Annotated in this window: 20 protein-coding genes; 11 read left to right on the top strand and 9 right to left on the bottom strand. The window is 66.4% G+C overall.

All coding sequences use genetic code 11. The features are described 5' to 3' along the window. The first annotated feature begins 324 nt into the window (after positions 1 to 324). The gene (locus tag M0R89_RS16655) at positions 325 to 1,335 is read left to right on the top strand and encodes an outer membrane protein assembly factor BamB family protein (RefSeq protein ID WP_248650204.1); all 1,011 of its coding nucleotides are present in this window, start codon (positions 325 to 327) and stop codon (positions 1,333 to 1,335) included. 69 nt (positions 1,336 to 1,404) lie between these two features. Here the strand turns inward: M0R89_RS16655 and M0R89_RS16650 are convergent, their stop codons facing one another. After that, positions 1,405 to 1,662 (bottom strand): hypothetical protein, encoded by a 258-nt coding sequence (locus M0R89_RS16650; RefSeq protein ID WP_248650203.1) that lies wholly within the window; start codon positions 1,660 to 1,662, stop codon positions 1,405 to 1,407. A 140-nt stretch (positions 1,663 to 1,802) separates the two neighbouring features. On the opposite strand from M0R89_RS16650, the gene M0R89_RS16645 reads away from it, so the two are divergent. Beyond that, complete coding sequence (locus M0R89_RS16645; RefSeq protein WP_248650202.1) at positions 1,803 to 2,687, top strand: HpcH/HpaI aldolase/citrate lyase family protein; 885 nt, start codon at positions 1,803 to 1,805, stop codon at positions 2,685 to 2,687. Between the two features lie 27 nt (positions 2,688 to 2,714). Here the strand turns inward: M0R89_RS16645 and gdhB are convergent, their stop codons facing one another. Then, complete coding sequence (gene gdhB, locus M0R89_RS16640; protein WP_248650201.1) at positions 2,715 to 4,016, bottom strand: glutamate dehydrogenase GdhB; 1,302 nt, start codon at positions 4,014 to 4,016, stop codon at positions 2,715 to 2,717. Between the two features lie 286 nt (positions 4,017 to 4,302). Here gdhB and M0R89_RS16635 point away from each other — a divergent pair, with 286 nt between their 5' ends. Beyond that, positions 4,303 to 5,559, top strand: a complete 1,257-nt coding sequence (locus tag M0R89_RS16635) for a Glu/Leu/Phe/Val family dehydrogenase (protein WP_248650200.1) — start codon at positions 4,303 to 4,305, stop codon at positions 5,557 to 5,559. Positions 5,560 to 5,756: 197 nt separating this feature from the next. After that, positions 5,757 to 6,344 carry a flagellin gene (locus M0R89_RS16630; protein WP_248650199.1) on the top strand — a complete coding sequence of 196 codons (588 nt, stop codon included), beginning with the start codon at positions 5,757 to 5,759 and terminating at the stop codon, positions 6,342 to 6,344. A gap of 274 nt (positions 6,345 to 6,618) precedes the next feature. Here the strand turns inward: M0R89_RS16630 and M0R89_RS16625 are convergent, their stop codons facing one another. Next, positions 6,619 to 7,761, bottom strand: a complete 1,143-nt coding sequence (locus M0R89_RS16625; RefSeq protein ID WP_248650198.1) for an acyl-CoA dehydrogenase family protein — start codon at positions 7,759 to 7,761, stop codon at positions 6,619 to 6,621. A 92-nt stretch (positions 7,762 to 7,853) separates the two neighbouring features. Here M0R89_RS16625 and M0R89_RS16620 point away from each other — a divergent pair, with 92 nt between their 5' ends. From M0R89_RS16620 to M0R89_RS16600, 5 genes are all read left to right on the top strand, one after another. Continuing rightward, positions 7,854 to 9,179, top strand: coding sequence for an outer membrane protein assembly factor BamB family protein (locus M0R89_RS16620; protein WP_248650197.1), 1,326 nt, complete (start codon positions 7,854 to 7,856; stop codon positions 9,177 to 9,179). Between the two features lie 85 nt (positions 9,180 to 9,264). Further along, positions 9,265 to 10,731: an arylsulfotransferase family protein gene (locus M0R89_RS16615; protein WP_248650196.1), complete on the top strand. Its 1,467-nt coding sequence runs from the start codon at positions 9,265 to 9,267 to the stop codon at positions 10,729 to 10,731. A 95-nt stretch (positions 10,732 to 10,826) separates the two neighbouring features. After that, a complete protein-coding gene (locus tag M0R89_RS16610; RefSeq protein ID WP_248650195.1) occupies positions 10,827 to 11,150 on the top strand; it encodes a DUF7344 domain-containing protein in 324 nt (107 codons plus the stop codon). Positions 11,151 to 11,244: 94 nt separating this feature from the next. Further along, entirely contained in the window at positions 11,245 to 12,054 is an 810-nt protein-coding gene (locus M0R89_RS16605) for an RIO1 family regulatory kinase/ATPase domain-containing protein (protein WP_248650194.1), read from the top strand. Between the two features lie 50 nt (positions 12,055 to 12,104). Beyond that, positions 12,105 to 13,643 (top strand): aldehyde dehydrogenase family protein, encoded by a 1,539-nt coding sequence (locus tag M0R89_RS16600; RefSeq protein ID WP_248650193.1) that lies wholly within the window; start codon positions 12,105 to 12,107, stop codon positions 13,641 to 13,643. 136 nt (positions 13,644 to 13,779) lie between these two features. On the opposite strand, the gene M0R89_RS16595 is transcribed toward M0R89_RS16600, so the two are convergent. The 6 genes from M0R89_RS16595 to M0R89_RS16570 form a co-directional block, all read right to left on the bottom strand. Further along, on the bottom strand, positions 13,780 to 14,286 hold the full coding sequence (locus tag M0R89_RS16595; RefSeq protein ID WP_248650192.1) for a DUF7344 domain-containing protein: 507 nt from the start codon (positions 14,284 to 14,286) through the stop codon (positions 13,780 to 13,782). A 200-nt stretch (positions 14,287 to 14,486) separates the two neighbouring features. Further along, positions 14,487 to 15,110 carry a hypothetical protein gene (locus M0R89_RS16590; RefSeq protein WP_248650191.1) on the bottom strand — a complete coding sequence of 208 codons (624 nt, stop codon included), beginning with the start codon at positions 15,108 to 15,110 and terminating at the stop codon, positions 14,487 to 14,489. Positions 15,111 to 15,199: 89 nt separating this feature from the next. Beyond that, entirely contained in the window at positions 15,200 to 16,003 is an 804-nt protein-coding gene (locus tag M0R89_RS16585; protein WP_248650190.1) for a nitrilase-related carbon-nitrogen hydrolase, read from the bottom strand. After that, positions 16,000 to 16,422 (bottom strand): SRPBCC family protein, encoded by a 423-nt coding sequence (locus M0R89_RS16580; protein WP_248650189.1) that lies wholly within the window; start codon positions 16,420 to 16,422, stop codon positions 16,000 to 16,002. Before M0R89_RS16580 ends, M0R89_RS16585 begins: the two co-directional genes overlap by 4 nt. A gap of 79 nt (positions 16,423 to 16,501) precedes the next feature. After that, entirely contained in the window at positions 16,502 to 16,726 is a 225-nt protein-coding gene (locus tag M0R89_RS16575) for a DUF7123 family protein (protein WP_135854555.1), read from the bottom strand. 140 nt (positions 16,727 to 16,866) lie between these two features. Beyond that, on the bottom strand, positions 16,867 to 17,052 hold the full coding sequence (locus M0R89_RS16570) for a DUF7525 family protein (RefSeq protein ID WP_248650188.1): 186 nt from the start codon (positions 17,050 to 17,052) through the stop codon (positions 16,867 to 16,869). 90 nt (positions 17,053 to 17,142) lie between these two features. Between M0R89_RS16570 and M0R89_RS16565 the strand changes: the two genes are divergently transcribed. Next, complete coding sequence (locus M0R89_RS16565) at positions 17,143 to 18,354, top strand: LEA/WHy family protein (protein WP_248650187.1); 1,212 nt, start codon at positions 17,143 to 17,145, stop codon at positions 18,352 to 18,354. 289 nt (positions 18,355 to 18,643) lie between these two features. After that, positions 18,644 to 19,042, top strand: coding sequence for a DUF7528 family protein (locus M0R89_RS16560; protein WP_368408882.1), 399 nt, complete (start codon positions 18,644 to 18,646; stop codon positions 19,040 to 19,042). Positions 19,043 to 19,044: the final 2 nt, after the last annotated feature.

The following is a 19,044-nucleotide window of genomic DNA, read 5'->3' as shown; positions in this document are numbered from 1 at the left end:
CCGGTTCCGGTCGCCGCCGACGGTTGCGGACCGTTTCAGGGACCGCCTACGCGCCGGTAAGCGGTGCATAACAAAGGATAAGTCCCGAATAAATCGGGTCGCAGTCAGTCACAGTCGAGGCTTACCATGTCCGAAGACGCAAGCCGGTTCGAGTGGGTACGACCGCGAACAGGGGAACGCGACCGAGTCGGCTCGACCCCCGGACGCGAAGCGGCGCGAGGGACGCCGCGGGGCGCGACGCCCTCGGCCGGTGGGTCGGACGCACGCGAGTCGCCCGCTGGGCGGCCGCGTACGCGTCCGACGCCGACCGACTCGGACGAACGTGTGACGCACTCCACCGACCGGCGCGCGACTCCGGACGACTCGCGGATTCGCTTCCGGTTTCGGGCCGATGGCCCGGCCGAGACCGCACCGGCGGTCCGCGACGGGACGGTCTACCTCGCCTGTGCGAACGGCTGCGTGCACGCGTTCGGCGCCGACGACGGCGCCGAGAAGTGGTCCCGGCGGGCGAGCGGTCGACTCACGGCACCGACGGTCTCCGCGGGCGTCGTCTGCGCTGGCACCGACGGCGGCGCGGTCGTCGCCTTCGACGCCGCGACGGGCGACCGCCGGTGGGAGTTCGCTGCCGACGGCGGCGTGCAGGCGTCGCCGACGGTCGCCGACGGCGAGGTCTTCGTGGCGGCCGACGACGGCCGTATCACCGCTCTCCACGGCGAAGACGGCTCCCGACGCCGGAGCTTTCGGAACGCGGCGCGGGCGCTCTGTTCGCTGGCCCACGACGGTCGGCGGCTACTCCTCGCCAGTCTCGACGGTGGGGCGTACGCCCGCGACCCGACCGACGGCCGCGAACGCTGGCGGTTCGCGCCCTCCGTCGCGGTCGGCGGTGCGCCCGCGGTGACCGACGACACCGCGTACGTCGGAACGGTGGACGACGGTCGAGTGTGCGCCGTTTCGGCGACGACGGGCAGGGAACGGTGGCGCGCCGAGACCGGCGGTGCGGTGTGGGCGTCGCCGACGGTGGCGGACGGGACCGTCTTCGCGGGAAGCGGGGACGGGTTCGTCTACGCCTTCGACGCCGAGGACGGGTCCGTGGTGTGGCGGACCGACCTCGGGGCGCGCGTCTGGTCGTCGCCGACGGTCGCCGGCGACGCCCTCCTCGCGGCGACCGACGCGGGGGACGTGTGGGCGCTGGACGGGGACGACGGGACGGTACTGTGGTGGTGCCGGGCGACGGACGCCGTGGTGGCCCCGGTCGTCGTCGCCGACGCGACGGCGTACGTGGCCGACCGCGGCGGGACCGTCACTGCGCTTTCGCTCGACGCCGGTCCGCGCTGACGCGCTCTCGGTCGCGGGACAGCGAGGCAAAGAAGAGCGTTCTGCGGATTCGACCCTCGCGCGACTGCCTCAACAGATGCAACAGTGGCACGCGCAGTCGCAACCGTCCTTCACGACGCAGCAGTCCGAGAGGGTCGCGTCGGTCTCGGACAGCGGCTTTTCGACGCGCTCGCCGGTCTCATCGTCGAGGACCGAGACCGTCGGGTCGTCCGGGAGGTCTTCGGGGTCAAAGTCGCCCTCGTTGGTCGTGGCCGCGGCGACGCTGGTCGCGCCCATCGCCAGCAGGCCGGTCGATGCGGTGTTGCGGAGCAGGGTGCGTCGTTTCATGACTGCAGTATACGTAACTAACTTTTCTGACTAAGTTCTTTTCTCTAGTTATATAGACTAAAATACTCGGGTGCGTCGGTTCGTGGCTCGCAGGCCGCGTTTCCACGGGGTTGAAAGTCCGCGCACTCTTTGGTCCGGGTATGCCACGACGAAGCGTCATGTTCACGCCGGGCGACCGCCCGGAGATGATGCGCAAAGCGCCGAGCGCGGGGGCCGACGTGCTCGTCTTCGACTTGGAGGACGCGGTGGCCCCTGGCGCCAAGGCCGGCGCGCGCGAGGCGGTCCGCGAGGTATTGGCCGACCCCGACTTCGACCCGGACTGCGAGGTCTGCGTCCGTGTCAACCCGACGGGCATCGCCGCGGACGACGACCTGCGAGGCGTCCTCGGCGGCGCGACGGGCGACGAGGCGTCGGCCGCGAACGCCGCCGAAACTCTCGACGCCGTGATGCTTCCAAAGACCGAAGACGCAGACGACGCCGAGGCGCTGGCCGACCTGTTGGCCGAGCGAGACGCCGAGGTGCCGATTCTCGCGCTGGTCGAGACCGCCGCCGGAATCCTGTCGGCCGAGTCCGTCGCCGAGGTGCCAGAGGTCGACGCGCTCGTCTTCGGCGCGGAGGACCTCGCCGCGGACCTCGGCGCGACCCGGACCGACGAGGGAACCGAAGTCCTCCACGCCCGCGAACACGTCGTTCTGGCGGCCAGCGCGGCGAACGTGGACGCCATCGACACGGTTTACACCGACATCGAGGATAGAGAGGGCCTGCGCGAGGAGACCGAGTTCGCCATCGAACTGGGCTACGACGGCAAGATGGCGATTCACCCCGCGCAGGTCGCGCCCATCAACGAGTCGTTCACGCCCGACCCCGACCGCGTCGAGTGGGCCGAGCGCGTGCTGGCGGCGAAAGCCGAGGCCGACGCCGAGGGTCGGGGCGTCTTCCGGGTCGAGGGCGAGATGATAGACGCGCCGCTGGTCGCGCAGGCCGAACGCGTGCTGGCGTACGCCGAGGCGGCCGACGAGAAGTAGACCGATAGCCGAATCGGAGTCCGGACTTCAGGGCCAGAGACCGCGGGTGCTCTTCGCCTCGGCGATGCGCGAGAGCGCGACGACGTAGGCGGCGTCGCGCCAACTCACGTCACGGGCCTCGACTTCGGCCCGCACGTCGTCCCACGCCGAGAGCATGTGCTTCTCCAGTTCGTCGTTGACGCGTTCGAGCGACCACTGGCGGCGGTTGATGTCCTGCAACCACTCGAAGTACGAGACGGTGACCCCGCCCGCGTTCGCGAGGATGTCGGGGATGACTTCGACGCCGTTCTCCTCCAGTATGGCGTCGGCGGAGAACGTCGTCGGACCGTTCGCGCCCTCGACGACCACGTCGGCCTGCACGTCGTTCGCGTTGTCCGCGGTGAGGACGTTACCGATGGCCGCCGGGACCAACACGTCCACGTCGAGTTCGAGAATCTTCTCGTTCGAGAGCTTCTCGGGCGCGTCGTACTGCATCACGGCCTCGGGTTCCTCCTCGTGGGAAGGCACCGCGTGGGTGTCCAGTCCGTCGGGGTCGTAGATGGCGCCGTTCACGTCGCTGACGGCGACGACGTTCGCGCCCCAGTCGTCGAGCAGGCGGGCGGCGTTCGCGCCCACGCTCCCGAACCCCTGCACGGCCACTGTGGTCTCTTCGAGGTCGTAGTCGTAGTACTCGGCGGCCTCGCGGGTGATGATGGCGACCGACCGGCCGGGCGCTTCTTGGCGGCCCTCGCTCCCGCCGACGACCGGCGGCTTGCCCGTGACGACGCCGGGAATCGTCTCGCCCTCCTGCATCGAGTAGGCGTCCATGAACCACGCCATCGTCTGGGCGTCGGTGCCCATGTCGGGCGCGGGGATGTCCTTCTTCGGTCCGACGAACTTCCGGAGTTCCTCGGCGAACCGGCGGGTGAGTCGCTCCTTCTCGTCGTCGCTCAGGTCCTTCGGGTCCACGACGATGCCGCCCTTCCCGCCGCCGAACGGCAGGTCCATCACCGCGCACTTCCACGTCATCCACATCGACAGCCCCACGCACTCCTCCTCGCTGACGTGGGGGTGGAAGCGCAGGCCGCCCTTGTACGGGCCGCGCACGTCGTCGTGCTGGGCGCGGTAGCCCGTGAACACCTCGACGCTCCCGTCGTCGCGCTTCAGGGGCACCGCGACGCGGTGGACCTTCGTCGGATGCTTGAGTCGCTCGACGACGCCCTCGTCCACGTCGAGATGGGCCGTGGCGTGTTCGAGTTGGCGGCGCGCGGTTTCGAGCGCGGACTCGGGTTCTTCGATTTCCTCGTCACTACCCTTCTGTTCCGTGGATTCGACGGTTTCTGCAGGCATGATTTGTTCGGCGCGTCGACTGCACGACCCGGCGGGGACCGACCCCGTTCGGACCCGCGACGGCGAGTCGCCTCGGCGACGCATCGTAGACGTACGTTCCCGCAGGCGTATAAAATATTAATGCTATAGTCTCATCTTAGGTCCTTATACACACACTTACGGCCGGCGCCGGATTTGGATGCGGTTAGTCGGACCTGCCCGCGTACGGTCTGTGGAATGTTCCCGTTCCGGAAACTGTATGAGTCGCTATCGAGACGTTGTAACTTGACGCCAGAAATTCCCACTCATGTCCGAGCAAGCAAATCCCTTCGAAAGCCTGCAGGAACAGATCGACGACGCGTCGGAGTACATGGACGTCGGCGAGGACGTGCTGAACCGCCTCAAACACCCCGAGCGCGTGCTGGAGACCAACCTCTCGGTCGAGATGGACGACGACTCGGTCGAGGTGTTCAAGGCGTTCCGCTCGGAGTTCAACGGCGACCGCGGTCCCTACAAGGGCGGCATCCGCTACCATCCGAACGTCTCCCGCGACGAGGTCAAGGCGCTCTCCGGGTGGATGGTCTACAAGTGCGCCGTCGTGGACATCCCCTACGGCGGCGGGAAGGGCGGTATCGTCATCGACCCCGACGACTACAGCGAGGAGGAACTCGAACGCATCACGCGGTCGTTCGCCAAGGAACTGCGCCCGTTCATCGGCGTGGACAAGGACATCCCCGCCCCCGACGTGAACACGGGCCAGCGCGAGATGAACTGGATAAAGGACACCTACGAGACGCTGGAGAACACGACCGAACCCGGCGTCATCACGGGCAAGTCCCCCGACAGCGGCGGGAGCGCGGGTCGCGTCGAGGCGACCGGACGCTCGACCATGCTGACCGCACGCGAGGCGTTCGACTACCTCGACCGGGACATCGAGGGCGCGTCGGTCGCGGTGCAGGGGTACGGTAACGCCGGGTGGATAGCGGCGAACCTCATCGACGAACTCGGCGCGAACGTCGTCGCGGTCTCGGACTCCAGCGGGGCTATCTACAGCGAGGAGGGCTTCGACCCCGCGGACGTGAAGGGCCACAAGAACGAGACCGGCAGCGTCACGGACTATCCCGGCGCCGACGACGAGTTCTCGAACGAGGACCTGCTCACGCTCGACGTGGACCTGTTGGTCCCCGCGGCGCTCGAGAACGCTATCGACGGCGACCTCGCAGAAGACGTTGCGGCCGACGTCATCGTGGAGGCCGCAAACGGTCCGCTCACGCCCGAGGCCGACGACGTGCTGGCCGACTCGGACACCTACGTCTTCCCCGACATCCTCGCGAACGCGGGCGGCGTCACCGTCTCGTACTTCGAGTGGGTCCAGAACCGCCAGCGGTTCCACTGGACCGAAAAGCGCGTCAACGAGGAACTCGAACGCATCATTACCGACGCCTTCGACAATCTGGTCGAGACCTACGAGGAGACCGGCGCGCCCAACATGCGGACCGCCGCCTACGTCGTCGCCATCCAGCGCGTCGTAGACGCCTACGAGGAGAGCGGCAACTGGCCCTGAAACCCGGCAGGTCCGTCGCCGATTCCCGTTTTCTTCTGAGGTAATACACATTACAAGTCGGAGTAAGGAGAAACGGAAAATAGGCCTTAGGTGGCCTCACGGCCGTATTTTATCCCTCCCCGCGTCTGTTTTCATCCCTGATAATGGTATCGGGGTTTTATGTCCTCGGTACGAGAAAAGCTGCCCAGAAGAGAACTATGTTCGACACCGACAACTGGCGGCCCGACCGGGCACAGGTGGGTATCGGGACGCTCATCGTGTTCATCGCCATGGTACTGGTCGCCGCTATCGCAGCGGGCGTACTCATCAACACCGCGGGCTTCCTCCAGACCAAATCCGAGCAGACGGGCACGGAAGCCACCGGACAGGTCACCAACCGAGTGAAGGTCGTCAGCACGGTCGGCATCGTGGGCAACGACCAATCCATCCACACCGTGAACCTGACCGTCATGAAGAGTTCCGGGTCGGGCGACGTGAACCTCTCGACCGCCACGGTCGAGTGGCTCGGTCCCGACCACGGGAGGATTCTGACCGCAAACGAGACCGCCGACGAAGGGAACTTCAGCGTCTCGACCATCAAGGACATCGGCGGCACCGCGCCGGTGCTCGTGGACCAGGGCGACCGGTTCCGGGTGACGCTCGACACCGCGGCGATCACCGACGGCTCCCACGGCCTCCGCGAGAGCGAGGAGTTCACCATCAAGATCGTCACTTCCGCAGGTGCAGTGACCTACCACCACAACGTGCCCCAGACGCTGACTAGTCAGAAAGCAGTCCAGCTCTGAGCCCCGTTTTCCTCTCGTTTCTCCCGTCGCGTAGCCAGCGGTGTCGTCAGCGACCGCTCGCCCCGTCGGTGTCGGTTTCGGACTCGACTACCGCGCTACGTCGGCTTCTTGCTCTTCTCCTGCGGTCTCGTCGCTGTCTCTGGTCCCGATAGCCGCTCCGTTCCAGCGTCTGAGCTTGGGTGCGCGCTCGGAGACGTAGTTCCGCTACTCTCGACCCGAGCAGTGCGGTGAAAAGAGAAGAACGTACTCCGGGACGCGTCGGTTGTCGGCTGGTTCAGAGACCGAGCTCTCGTCCGATGACGAGGTGCTGAATCTCGCTGGTCCCCTCGCCGATCTCCATCAGCTTCGCGTCGCGGAAGAACCGCTGGGGCGCGAAGTCCTCGGTGTAGCCGTAACCGCCGAGCGTCTGGACCGCGTCCTCGGCGACTTCGCGGGCGGCCTCGCTGGCGTCGAGTTTGGCGAGCGCGCTCTCGTGGGAGACCGAGTTCCCTTGGTCGTACTTCCACGCCGCCTTGTGGGTCAGCAGGCGGGCGCGCTCTACCTTCCGGTCCATCGAGACGACCTTGTTCCGGATGGCGTCGAACTTCGAGATGGGCTGGCCGAACTGCTCGCGCTCCTTGCTGTACTCCTTGGCGGCCTCGAAGGCGCCCTGCGCGAGTCCGGTCGAGAGCGCCGCGATGGAGATGCGGCCGCCGTCCAGCGTCTTCTTCGTCTGTTCCCAGCCGTCGCCCTCCTCGCCGAGCAGGCGGTCCTCGGGCAGGCGGACATCGGTCAGCTTTATCTCGCACGTCGGCGAGGCGTTCAGTCCCATCTTGTCCCAGACGGTCGTGACCTCGAAGCCGTCGTCCTCCACGGGGTCCACGATGAACGTCGAGATGCCGTCGTAGCCCGCGCCAGGGTCCGTGACCGCCTTGACGAGGACCGACCCGGCGACGTTGGCGTTGGTGATGAACTGCTTCGTGCCGTTCAGGACCCACTCGTCGCCCTGCTTCTCCGCCATCGTGTCCATGTCGCTGGCGTCCGACCCGCTACCGGGTTCGGTCAGCGCCCACGAGCCGAGATACTCGCCTTCCGCGAGGGGTCGAAGCCACCGTTCCTTCTGCTCCTCCGTGCCGAACAGTTCGATGGGCTTGGAGGCTAGCGAGACGTGCGCGGCGTACGAGAGGCCGATGGAACCGGAGACCCGACCGAGTTCCTCGGTCACCAGCGCGTACATCAACTGGTCGCCGCCGAGTCCGCCGTACTCCTCGCTGACGGGCACGCCCATCATGTCGAGGTCCGCGAGTTGGTCGAAGATTTCCTCGGGGAAGCGGTGTTCGTCCTCGATGTCCTGCGCTATGGGCTCTATCTCCTCGTCGCAGAACCGGCGCACCTCGTCCCGAATCATCTGGTGCTCGTCGGGAAGGCTGAAATCCATACGCAAATTTTGCGCGAGTGGTAGTATAAAGACAGCGGACCACCGTCGGCGTTCCCGGAAAGCACTTGTCGGAGAGGTCTGACTACTCAGACATGTCTCCGCCCTCCCGCCGCGAACTCCTGCGCGCCTCCGGCGTCGGTCTGGCCGCCCTGGCCGGTTGCACCGCTCGAGACGACTCACTGGACGACGCCGCGACCCGGACTACGACGCGACGTACCGAAACCACCGCGCAGAGGACGTCCGAGACGACCACGACCACCGAGCAAACGACGACCGCCGCCGAAGCGTCCGAGTGCGCGCCGAAGTCGCTCCCGGAGACGGGGTGGCCGCTCCCCGACCGCGACCCGGCGAACACGAACTACGCCCCGTCGGCGACCGGCCCGGTCGAGAAGCCGTCGGCCCGGTGGCAACGAACGGCCGAACCCCCGGAAACGGACGCGTACGTCGAAGCCGGGTTCACCGACCCGGCCGTGACGAGCGACCGACTCTTCGTCGGCAAGCGGCTTCTGCCGGGGGCCGAGTCACCGATGCCCGAGGGAAACGCTCTCCACGCCTACGACAGGGCGTCCGGCGAGCGCGTCTGGACGTATCCGTTGGGCGACGAGGCCCCGCGAGCGCTCGCGGTGACGGGCGACGCCGTTCACGTCGCCACGTGGTCCCGACTCAGCGCTGTCGGCCGGACCGACGGCACCCGACGCTGGACGTTCGACCCCGAGGAGGGCGTGGAGGCGGTGACGCCGACGGACGAGCGAATCTACGTTACCGCCGGTTCCGGGTCGGTGACTGCGCTCCGGTCCGACGGCACCGCGGAGTGGACCGCCTCGGCCGGCGAGCGACTGAGCGCTCGTCCGGCCGTCTACGACGGGAGCGTCTTCGTCGGGACCGCCGACGGAACGCTGACTGCGCTCCGCGCATCCGACGGGCGCGAGCGCTGGTCCGCGACGCTCGCCGGAGGCGATTCGGACAGCGACCGATTGGTCACCGACGTGGCCGTCACCGACTGCCGAATCCTCGCCATCGCGAGTGACGACGTGGTTGCGCTCGACCCCGACGGGTTGGTTCGGTGGCGGGCGACCGGAGGATACGGCACGGTCTCGACCGACGGCGCGAGCGTGTATGCCGGAACCGACGACGGCCACCTGCGAACGTTCTCGGCCGCCGGCGGCGCGGTCGAGTGGGAGACGTTCCTCGGCGACCGGAACCACCGGCGGGTAGACGGCATTTGGACCGACCCGGTCGTCGCGGACGGAACCGTCTACGTCTCCGCACGGCCCGACAGCCTGTACTCTTTCGAGGCGAGAACGGGCCGGGAAAACTGGAAACTGACCTTCGACTCGTTGGCTCACTCCGGAAAACCGGTCGTCGCGGACGACGACCTGTTCGTCTCGGCCGGCAATGTTCTCGCGGCGTTCGCCTGACCCGTAGTCGGTCGCTCCATCGGTCGGAGTCGCTCGGTCACGGGTGCCGAAACGCTGTTGTCGCTCTTCGACGTATCCCGCTGGCGTGAACCGTCGTACGTCGCCAAGAGTAGTCCTCGGAGTCGTCACGGTCGGTCTGGTTCTCTCGCTCGCCGCCGGATTCGTGACCGCCGGCCACTCGCCCAACCAGCGCTACGACCGATCGTCCGACGTGCCTCCGGGTGAACGAAAGCAGGTAGTCGAACCCCGCGGCGGGGTCACCGTCGTCTCGGTCCAGAAGGGGGATATGCGAGACCGTTCGGGCGAACTCGTCGCCGTCCGGCCGAACGGAACCGTCCTCTATCAGACCGAACGGCACAGTTCCTACTGGGACGTGGACCCGAGTCCCCACGGTGCGCGCACCGTCACGTACGTCGCGACGAAGTGGCTCAACGAATCGGTCTGCGGTGGCGGTCCCCTGCTCGCGGACCGCGGCGACTGCCGCCGGAACGTCGTCGAGCGCCTGAACCTGACCACGGGCGAGCGCACCCGACTCTACGCCCATCGGATGGAGGGCGGTCGGTGGCACGACGTGGACGTGATAAACGACAGCCACATTCTCGTCGGCGACATCGGAAACGAGGCCGTCTTCCTCGTGAACACCACGTCGGGCATCCGGGAGTGGACGTGGACCGCCGAGAGCGACCTGCCGATAACCGGCGGCGGTAGCTACGACAAGGACTGGGTCCACCTCAACGACGTGGAACTGCTGGACGACGGGCGGGTCATGGTCGACCTTCGAAATCAGGACCAGGTCGCGTTCGTGAATCCGAAACGCGGCATCGCGGACAACTGGACCCTCGGGAGCGACGACGACTACGGAGTCCTCCGCGAACAGCACAACCCCGACTACATCCCCGAGTCGGCGGGCGGCCCCGCAGTGGTCGTCGCCGACTCCGAGAACGACCGGGTCGTGGAGTATCAGCGCACGGGAGCCAACGGGACCCAGAACGGGACGTGGAACCGGTCGTGGGTCTGGACCGACGACCAGATGCAGTGGCCCCGCGACGCCGACCGCCTGCCGAACGGGAACACGCTCGTCACCGACACCATCGGCGACCGGGTGTTCGAGGTGAACGAGAGCGGAGCCATCGTCTGGAAGATGCCGGTGGACCGGGCCTACGAGGCCGAACGCCTCGGCACCGGCGACGAGAGCGCGGGCGGACCGAGCGCCGCGAGGGCCGACCTCGAATCGAGGCGGGCCGAACCGCCGTCTGGAGTCGCCGAGCGGTTCGAGGAGGCGGTCCGCGACGCCGTGCCCATCCAAGTCCAGAACGGTCTACTGGGCTACTTCTTCCCGTGGTGGATGGGGTTCTACGACGTGCTGGCGACGTTCGGCTTGGTCGCCGTCCTCGGGGTCTGGGGCGGACTCGAACTCCGGTGGTCGTCGGTCTCGATGCCGGTCGGGCGACCGCTGAGTCTCGACTCGCTCCCGTCGGTCCGGTCGCTCCTCCTGCTGACCGGGATGGCGGTCGTCGGCTACGCCGTCTCGGTGGTCACGTCGCTGTTGTGAGTCGGGGCGACCCGACCGCGGGGTCCGGACTTGATAAAGATATTTACTGTGGGCCGTTGGGCTTTTTTTCGTGCCTGAGCTATCGAGGGTATCGAATGACGGATAGTCGGTTGGACCCGATTCTCGGGGCGTTGGCTCATCCGCGACGGATAGCGGTGATGAGATGTCTGACCAGCGAGTATCTGCCGATACCGGTCCCCTCGTTCGCGACCTATCTGGCGCTCTCGCTGTTCGCGGACGCGGAGGCCGACGACTTCGAGGAGTTCCGAAGTGAAGTCCACGACAGTCTCTATCACGTTCACCTGCCGATACTGGCCGAGGCCGGCATCGTGGACTACGACCCCGACCTCGCCGACGGCGTAATCGACGAAGGGCCGGAGTTCGAGACCGCCGTGGCGCTGTTGGAGGCGTCCGAGTAGCGTCTCCCCGCGAAACGCGTCGCGTCTCGGAGTTCGCCACGGTCACGAGCGCGGGCAAGTGGCTTTTTGAGGGCCGGACGCTTAGTCGCGTCCGATGAGTATCCGGCGGCTGGTGCGTGGCACCATCGAGTGGGACCGACTCGAAGCGGTCTTCGAGGAGATGGCTCGGCGCTACGACCAGTCGGAACTCCGGGTCGAGTTCCTCGACGCCGACAACTGGCTCTCGACGCCCTGCGTGGTGAACGACGAGTGGTTCGTCAAGATAATCACCCGCCAGAACTCGCTGGTCCACGCGCTGTTTACCGGCGCGCGAAACCTCGGGGCCTTCTCGTCGGGCACCGAGGGGTTCTTCGAACACTCGGCCGGGCCGGTCGAGATGGCCGAGCAGGAACTCGCGGCCACCGAGCGCATGGCCGACATCGGCCTGAACGCTCCGGCCCCGCTGGAGGTGTTCGAGGTAGAGGACATGGCGGTCCTCGTAATGGAGTACCTGCCCGACTTCCGGACGCTCGACGAGGTGGCGACCGACGAGGTGCAACGGCTCGCTCCGGAGGTGTTCGAGTCGCTGGCCGCGATGCACGACCACCGACTCGCTCACGGCGACCTCCGGGGGGAGAACGTCCTCGTCCAGCACGGCGAGGTGTACTTCATCGACGCGACGACGGTCCGCGAGGACGCCATCGAGGAGGCCCGGTCGTACGACCTCGCGTGCGCGCTCGCCGCGCTTGAACCGCGAATCGGCGCACGCGCCGCGGTCGCGGCCGCCGCGGAACACTACTCGCCCGAGCAACTGCTCGCGGCGCGGGACTTCCTCGACTTCGTGAACATCCGACCGGACCACGATTTCGACGCGGTCGGCGTCAAGGGCGAAATCGAAAAGTTGGCCGACGCGAACGGCGAGTAGCCAAAATTGGGAGACTTTTTATCCGTGCCCATCACAGTTTTTGCCAGAGCATGAGCCAGCAAGCCAGCGAGGAAACTTACGAACATTACATCGGCGGCGAGTGGACAGAGGGGCACGGCGACGAGACGTTCGAGAGCGTCGACCCGTCGAACCAAGAGGTCCTCGGCGAGTTCCACCGCGGGACCGAAGAGGACGTAGACGCCGCGCTCGCGGCCGCGAAGGAGGCCGAAGACGAGTGGGCCGCCCTCTCGTACATCGACCGCGCGGAGTACCTCTGGGACGTCTACCACGAACTCAAGGACCGAACCGACGAACTCGGCGAAATCGTCACCAAGGAGTGCGGTAAGGAGATTTCGGAAGGCAAGGCCGACGTGGTCGAGGCCGCGCACATGGTCGAGTGGGCCGCGGGCAACGCCCGCCACCCCCACGGCGACGTGGTCCCCTCCGAAATTGGGAGCAAGGACGCCTACATGCGCCGCAAGCCCCGCGGCGTCATCGGTTGTATTACGCCGTGGAACTTCCCGGTCGCCATCCCGTTCTGGCACATGGCGCTCGCGCTGGTCGAGGGCAACACGGTCGTCTGGAAACCCGCCGAGCAGACGCCGTGGTGCGGCCAGATAATCGCCGAGATGCTGGAGGACGCCGGCGTTCCCGAGGGCGTCTTCAACATGGTGCAGGGCTTCGGCGACGCCGGCAACGCCATCGTCGAGGACGACCGCGTGGACACCGTGCTGTTCACCGGGAGCAGCGAGGTCGGCCACAAAATCGCGGGCAAGGTCGGCGGCGAACCCGGCAAACTCGCGGCCTGTGAGATGGGCGGCAAGAACGGCATCGTCGTCACCGAGGAAGCGGACCTCGACATCGCGGTCCACTCGGCCATCATGTCCTCGTTCAAGACCACCGGCCAGCGGTGCGTCTCCAGTGAGCGACTCATCGTCCACGAGGACGTCTACGACGAGTTCAAGGATCGCTACGTCGAACTCGCCGAGCAGGTCTCGGTCGGCGACCCCCTCGACGAGGACACCTTCATGGGTCCGATGGTCAACGAGGAGCAGGTCGAGAAGTTCGGCAAGTACAACGACCTCGCCCGACAGGAGGGCGCGAACGTCCTCGTGGACCGCGAGGAACTGGACGACGACGAGATTCCCGAGGGCCACGAGGACGGCTACTGGGTCGGTCCGTTCGTCTACGAAATCGACTACGACGACGACCTGCGGTGCATCCAAGAGGAGGTCTTCGGTCCCCACGTCGCGCTCATCGAGTACAGCGGCGACATGGACCGCGCGATGGAGATTCACAACAACACGCCCTACGGCCTCGCCGGGGCGGTCATCTCCGAGGACTACCGCCAGATCAACCAGTTCCGCGACGAGGCGGAACTCGGTCTGGCCTACGCCAACCTGCCGTGCATCGGCGCGGAGGTCCAACTGCCGTTCGGCGGCGTCAAGAAGTCCGGCAACGGCTACCCGAGCGCCCGGGAGGCCATCGAGGCCGTCACCGAGCGCACGGCGTGGACGATGAACAACAGCAAGGACATCGAGATGGCGCAGGGTCTGAGCGCGGACATCAAGACCGAAAGCGACGACTGAGCTGAGAGGCCCTCAGGGCCGAACACTCGGTCTCGCTCTCGCAGAGTCCGACGACTGAGCGGACCGCCGACGAACGTCTTTTAGCGTTTGTCCGGGTCAGAAACCGGAGACAGAGTCCTCCGAGAAGAATCCGTGTTCAGTTCCCGAGGCGGAGCAGTTTCGGCCCCTCGACGGCCATCACGAACGAGATGCTGAGCATCATGAACACGACCGTGAGGACGCCGTAGAGGCTCTCGGTCGTCACGTGCGTCGTCGGGGCCGTGCCGAGCCAGTTGCCCGCGATGACCGCGCTCCCGACGACGGCGGTCCAGAGGAAGTAGCGACTCCACTGGTGGGAGAATCCGGTGCGGTCGGGCGCCTCGACTTCGAGGAATCGCCGGATTCGGTCGGCGTCGCCGGTCAGCGAGACCAGTCGTTCCTCGGAGTCGTACTCGACCAGTCCGTGTTCGCTCAGGCGCGGAACGTGGGTCTGGTAGAGCGACGAGTACACCTGCTTTCGCTCGCGCGAGGTCAGGTCGGCGACGGGGGTGTCGTTCTCCCACGCCGCGATGCGCGCGCTCAGGTCGGTCAGGGTGATTTGGCGCTCGTCCAACAGGTGGCGGAGGATTCGCCGCCGCCGGGAGTTGCCCAGTAGGTCGAACATTACGTCACGGGAGGGACCCCGCGCGGCCTCCCCACCCCTCTTCGAAGCACTCATCGTAGTTGTCGCTTCGGCCATCTGTCTGTTATTGTAGGTTCGAAGCCGCTCCGTAATTAAGATTCGGGTTTTTACTCTTGTGGCCGTCTGACAGATGTCCGATCATTATCGCTCACTTCGCACGGTGTTCCTCTTCCGGATATCTCTCACTCGATGACTTCGTTCGGCAGTTCGTGGACCCGAAGTCGGGCGTATTGCCCGTCGCAGCTCTCGCCGCCGACCGCTCGATACCCTCCCGTCGTCGGGAGTCGTCCGCCCGAAACCGGCGCGTAGATGCGCGTGCCGACGATAGCACCGATGCTCCCAGTAAGGGTATCGGGGAGATCGAGGTCCTGCGACTCCAGCACCGACCGGAGTCGCTGGATGGCGTCGTCGTCGCCGCCGAACAGTTGGAACGCCTCGGTCGCGTCCACGAGGACCCCGTCGTAGACGTACGCCCCCTTCTCGAACGCTTGCCGGGCCTGCGTTTCCGCCTTCTCGAAACAGTCGCTGAAGGGCAGGTTGGTGATTCGCTCTCGGAACGCCGTCGTGAAGAGGAACTTGTTGAGGTAGTCGCCTCTCACGATGCCGCGATTCGGCACCACCACTTGGTAGTACTGGATGCCTGACTCCTCCTGCGCGCCGACGCCGAGACCCTCGCGGTCCGTCTCACCGCCGTCGTTCCGAGCGCGGACGCCGAGTCCGACGCCTAACGACGCGACGGCGCTCCGCTTGACGAAGGTTCGACGACTCGCCGATACATCGCTCTCGAACGGATGCTCTTCGGACATCTATTTCCCCCGCTCTCGACTAACCGACCCACGCGAAAGTGGGTTTCCGCAGTCGAAGTGAAACTACCGGACGAGCGATACGCGCCGCCTCAGATTCGCCGGTCGTGCCACGCGGGGAACTCATCGCGAACCGCCTCGACCTGGTCTACGTCCACGTCGGTCACGACGAGGTCGGGGTCGTCGTCCGTGCTGGCCAGCGTCGTGCCCCACGGGTCGTACGCCGTCGAGCGCCCGAGCAGGGAGGCGTCCTCGAAGTCGCCCGACCCGTTGACGGTCGCCACGAAGAACTGGTTCTCGACGGCGCGAGCGCGGGGTAGCAGCTTCCAGTGTTCGACGCGGGGGTAGGGCCACGCGCTCGGCACGAGGACGAGGTCCGCGCCCGCCTCGGCGATGTCGCGGTAGAGTTCCGGAAACCGGAGGTCGTAGCAGGTCGTCGTTCCGACCGTCACGCCGTCGAACTCGGCGACGCCCAACGTCTCGCCGGGCACGAGCATCTGGGCCTCAGCCGACTCGTAGCCGAACAGGTGGTGCTTGCGGTAGACCGCGAGGCGCTCGCCGTCGCGGTCGAACAGGACCGACGTGTTCGCCAGTCCTTCGTCGGCGGGAGTCTCGACGCTCTCGGTCTCGGCGAGGTCCTCCACGATGCTCCCCGCGAGGACGCCCACGCCGTGTTCGCGGGCCGCGTCCGCGATGCGTCCGAGCGTCGGCCCCTCCACGGGTTCGGCCGCGCGCTGGTAAGCGTCGAACGCGAAGTAGCCGACGTTGAAGATTTCGGGAAGCGCCACGAGGTCCGCGCCGCGGTCGGCGGCCTCGGCGATAGCGGTCTCGGCGCGCTCGCGATTGGCCTCGACCGCGCTACCTTCGATTTCGAGTTGCGCTAGCGCGACTCTCACGCCGTCGCCTCCTCCCGAAGCGCGGCTTCGAGGTTGTCGAGTTCGTCGTCCAGATTCTTGCTGAAGTAGCGCTCGATACCGGGCACCTTCCCCTCTACGGTGAACCGGTTGATAAGTCGGCTCCCGGTCTCGGTCTCCTGAATCTCGTGTTCCCCCGTCACGCGGAGCGCCGACGACCGGCCGACGAACTTGACGTACCGCGGCGGGTCGCGCTCCACGTCCTCGGTCCGGACCGGGACTGTCTTGTCGAGGAACGGAATCGGAACCCGGATGTGCCAGATGGAAGAGTTCTCGCCGGTCTGTTCGTAGTCCTTTACGACGCTGATGACGCTCGCGCGCTTCTCCGGGTCCGCGATGAACTCCCACACGTTCTCCGGCGAAACCCCGAGGTCGAAGGTCCGCTCTACCCGGACAGTCATATCTGGATTTCGGGCCGCGGTATCAAAAACCCGCCGGACCTCCCGTAGCTTCCGCGACTCCCGTGACCTTCGGGCCGGTCTAGCCCAGCGTTACCTTCCACGTCGTGGACTTCGCGCGGCCCCACTTCTCGATGTCGACCTCCTCGCTCTTCTCCGCGAGTTCCGGAAGCCGGACACCGACCTGCTTCGACGAGAGGCCGAGCTGCTCGGCGATGTTCTTCGAGCGGAAGTAACGCTCGCCTTTCGAGACGCTCTCGCGGAGGTACGCGAGGATGCGCCGTTCCTCGTCGCTGTAGTCAGTCATCCTTGTACGGTAGTAGGGCGTTGTCACTCTTAACGATTTCCCGCGGGTAATCGCTCAGTTCGGCGACTGGTCCCGTCGGAGACCGGCGATTCGCGCCGCGCTCGCCGGGATACTACCGGAGGAATCGGTTCAGGACGGGATTACCAGTAGAGGTGAACTGCGGCGACCGCGAGGAGGCCCGCGGTCACGGCGGCCGCGAAGCCCCACGCGGCGATTTCGCTGCCCGGTTCCACGAACATCGCTACCGTCGACCCCGCAGCCAGCAGCGTGAACAGCGTGGCGAGTCCGATGCCCTTGTCGCTCGCGACAGTCTCGTGTTCGGCCATGCCCGGCGTTTCCGGCGGGCGGAACTTAGTTCATTCTACTCGGCGGTACACGTCGATGGGTTTTACGGGGTGGAGTGTCGGCTTCCGAGTATGCTCGGGAGCATCAAGTCAGCGTTACTCGGAAGCAAGCTTCGTGTACTGGTCACGGTGGTGGTGGCCCTCGGCGTCGTCGGGGGCGGAGGCCTCTCGCTCGGACTCCTCGGCGCGCCGAGCGTCGGCGGCATCCACAACAGTTTCGGCAACGTGACCGAGGAGACGACGGAGATTCGGACCGACCTCGTGGTCCGGAATCCCAATCCCGTCGGCGTCAACCTCGGCGGGGTGTCGGTCTCCTACGACGTGACGATGAACGGCGTGGCGATGGCCAACGGCACCAAGGAGGGCGTCTCGGTCGGCACCGGCAACAGCACCGTGGCGCTCAGCACCGAGATGCGCAACGACCGGATTCCGGCGTGGTGGGCCAGCCACGTCCGGAACGGCGAGAAGACCGCGCTCCGGGTTGACGCGTCGGTTCGTTCGCAGACACTCGGACGGAGTTTCCAAGCCCCGCCGGTCGAGCGCGAGATTTCGACCGACGTCATCTCGCAGTTCAACTCCTCGGAACCGCGGCCCATCAACGCCGAGCAACCGCTGGTCTCGGACCCGGTCGGCTACGTCAACGAGACCAGCGCGCAGTGGGGTACGGTGACGGAGTCCGAGACGCCCATCGACATGCGCTTCACCGTCTACAACGCCAAGACGCTCCCGATGGCGATTACCGAACTCGGCTACACCATCACGATGAACAACATCACGGTCGGCAACGGGTCGAGCGAGACCGGCCACGTCATCGAGGGCCACAGCACCGAGACCATCGAGACTCGGACGGCTATCGAGAACGCGAAACTCGACGAGTGGTGGGTCTCGCACCTCGAAAACGACCAAGTGACCCAGCTCCGCATCGACTTCTACGCCGAAATCGAACTCGGGGGCGAGACGTTCCGCGTGCCGCTGGACGAACTGACCTACCGGAAGACAGTCGAGACCGACATCTTCGGCAACAAGGCCGAGTCTGACGGGTCCGCAAGCGCCGGCGAGTCGGGAACTGCCGACGACTCGGAGTCGGGCGGAGAGACGACGAGCGACGGTTCGGCGACCACCGCGAACGACGACTCGGCGACGACGACGGCAGACGGTGATACTACCACTACCACCACTACCGCCACCACCACGACTACCGCGGACGACGGCACGACCACCGGCGAGGACACGACGACCACCGACGACGGCCTCCTCTCGCTGTCCGAGGCCGGACTCCGATAGCGCGGCGACGAAACGTTTCGCGCCTGAATGCTTGCCGGCGGCGGGACCTCACGCCCGAACGCTCGCCGCTGGCGCGGGTTCACGGCGACCCGGAGACCACACCGCCGGGAGAACGACGCAGATATTTCCGGTCGCCGGTAGAGTTTTAACCTCGGGTGAGAGAGCTACCAACGCATGACACGGAGTGTAGACGCTCCTGATCGAGTTCTTCTCGTGCGATGAGAGTGACGTTTCGATACGGAGCGACGGCGAGTCGATAGTACTGGCGGTCGAAGACCGAGCCTACGAACTGTCCAGAGACGAGGCCGCGGACCTGCAGGACGCGGTCGGCGACGCCCTGACCCAACGCCGGGAGTTCTTCCGGACCGCGGGCGTCCACCGCGAAGACGGCACCTACGAGGTGTCACGCCGCGGCGCGGACTCGGCGGGCAACTCGAAGGTGTTCGAGAGCTTCGAGGCGCTGCGTCGGATGTTCGACCGACTGCCCGACGAGTTCTCGGCCGACGACGTGGGCCGAACGGGAATCACGGGGTCGCGCCGCCACATGCTGGTGCGCCACTTCGCGGAGCATCCCAGTTTCGACTGCACGATAACCCGGCGCAACCCGCTGACCGCCGAGAAGACCGGAGAGTCGGCCTGCGAACAACCCGTCGGTAGCGAGGAAGGCGAGGTGGTCGTCGGGGACTGAGG

This window comes from Halorussus limi, from assembly GCF_023238205.1.
Lineage (GTDB): Archaea > Halobacteriota > Halobacteria > Halobacteriales > Haladaptataceae > Halorussus > Halorussus limi.
Note: the sequence above shows the minus strand (reverse complement) of the source record. Positions and strands in the feature narration are given on the sequence as shown.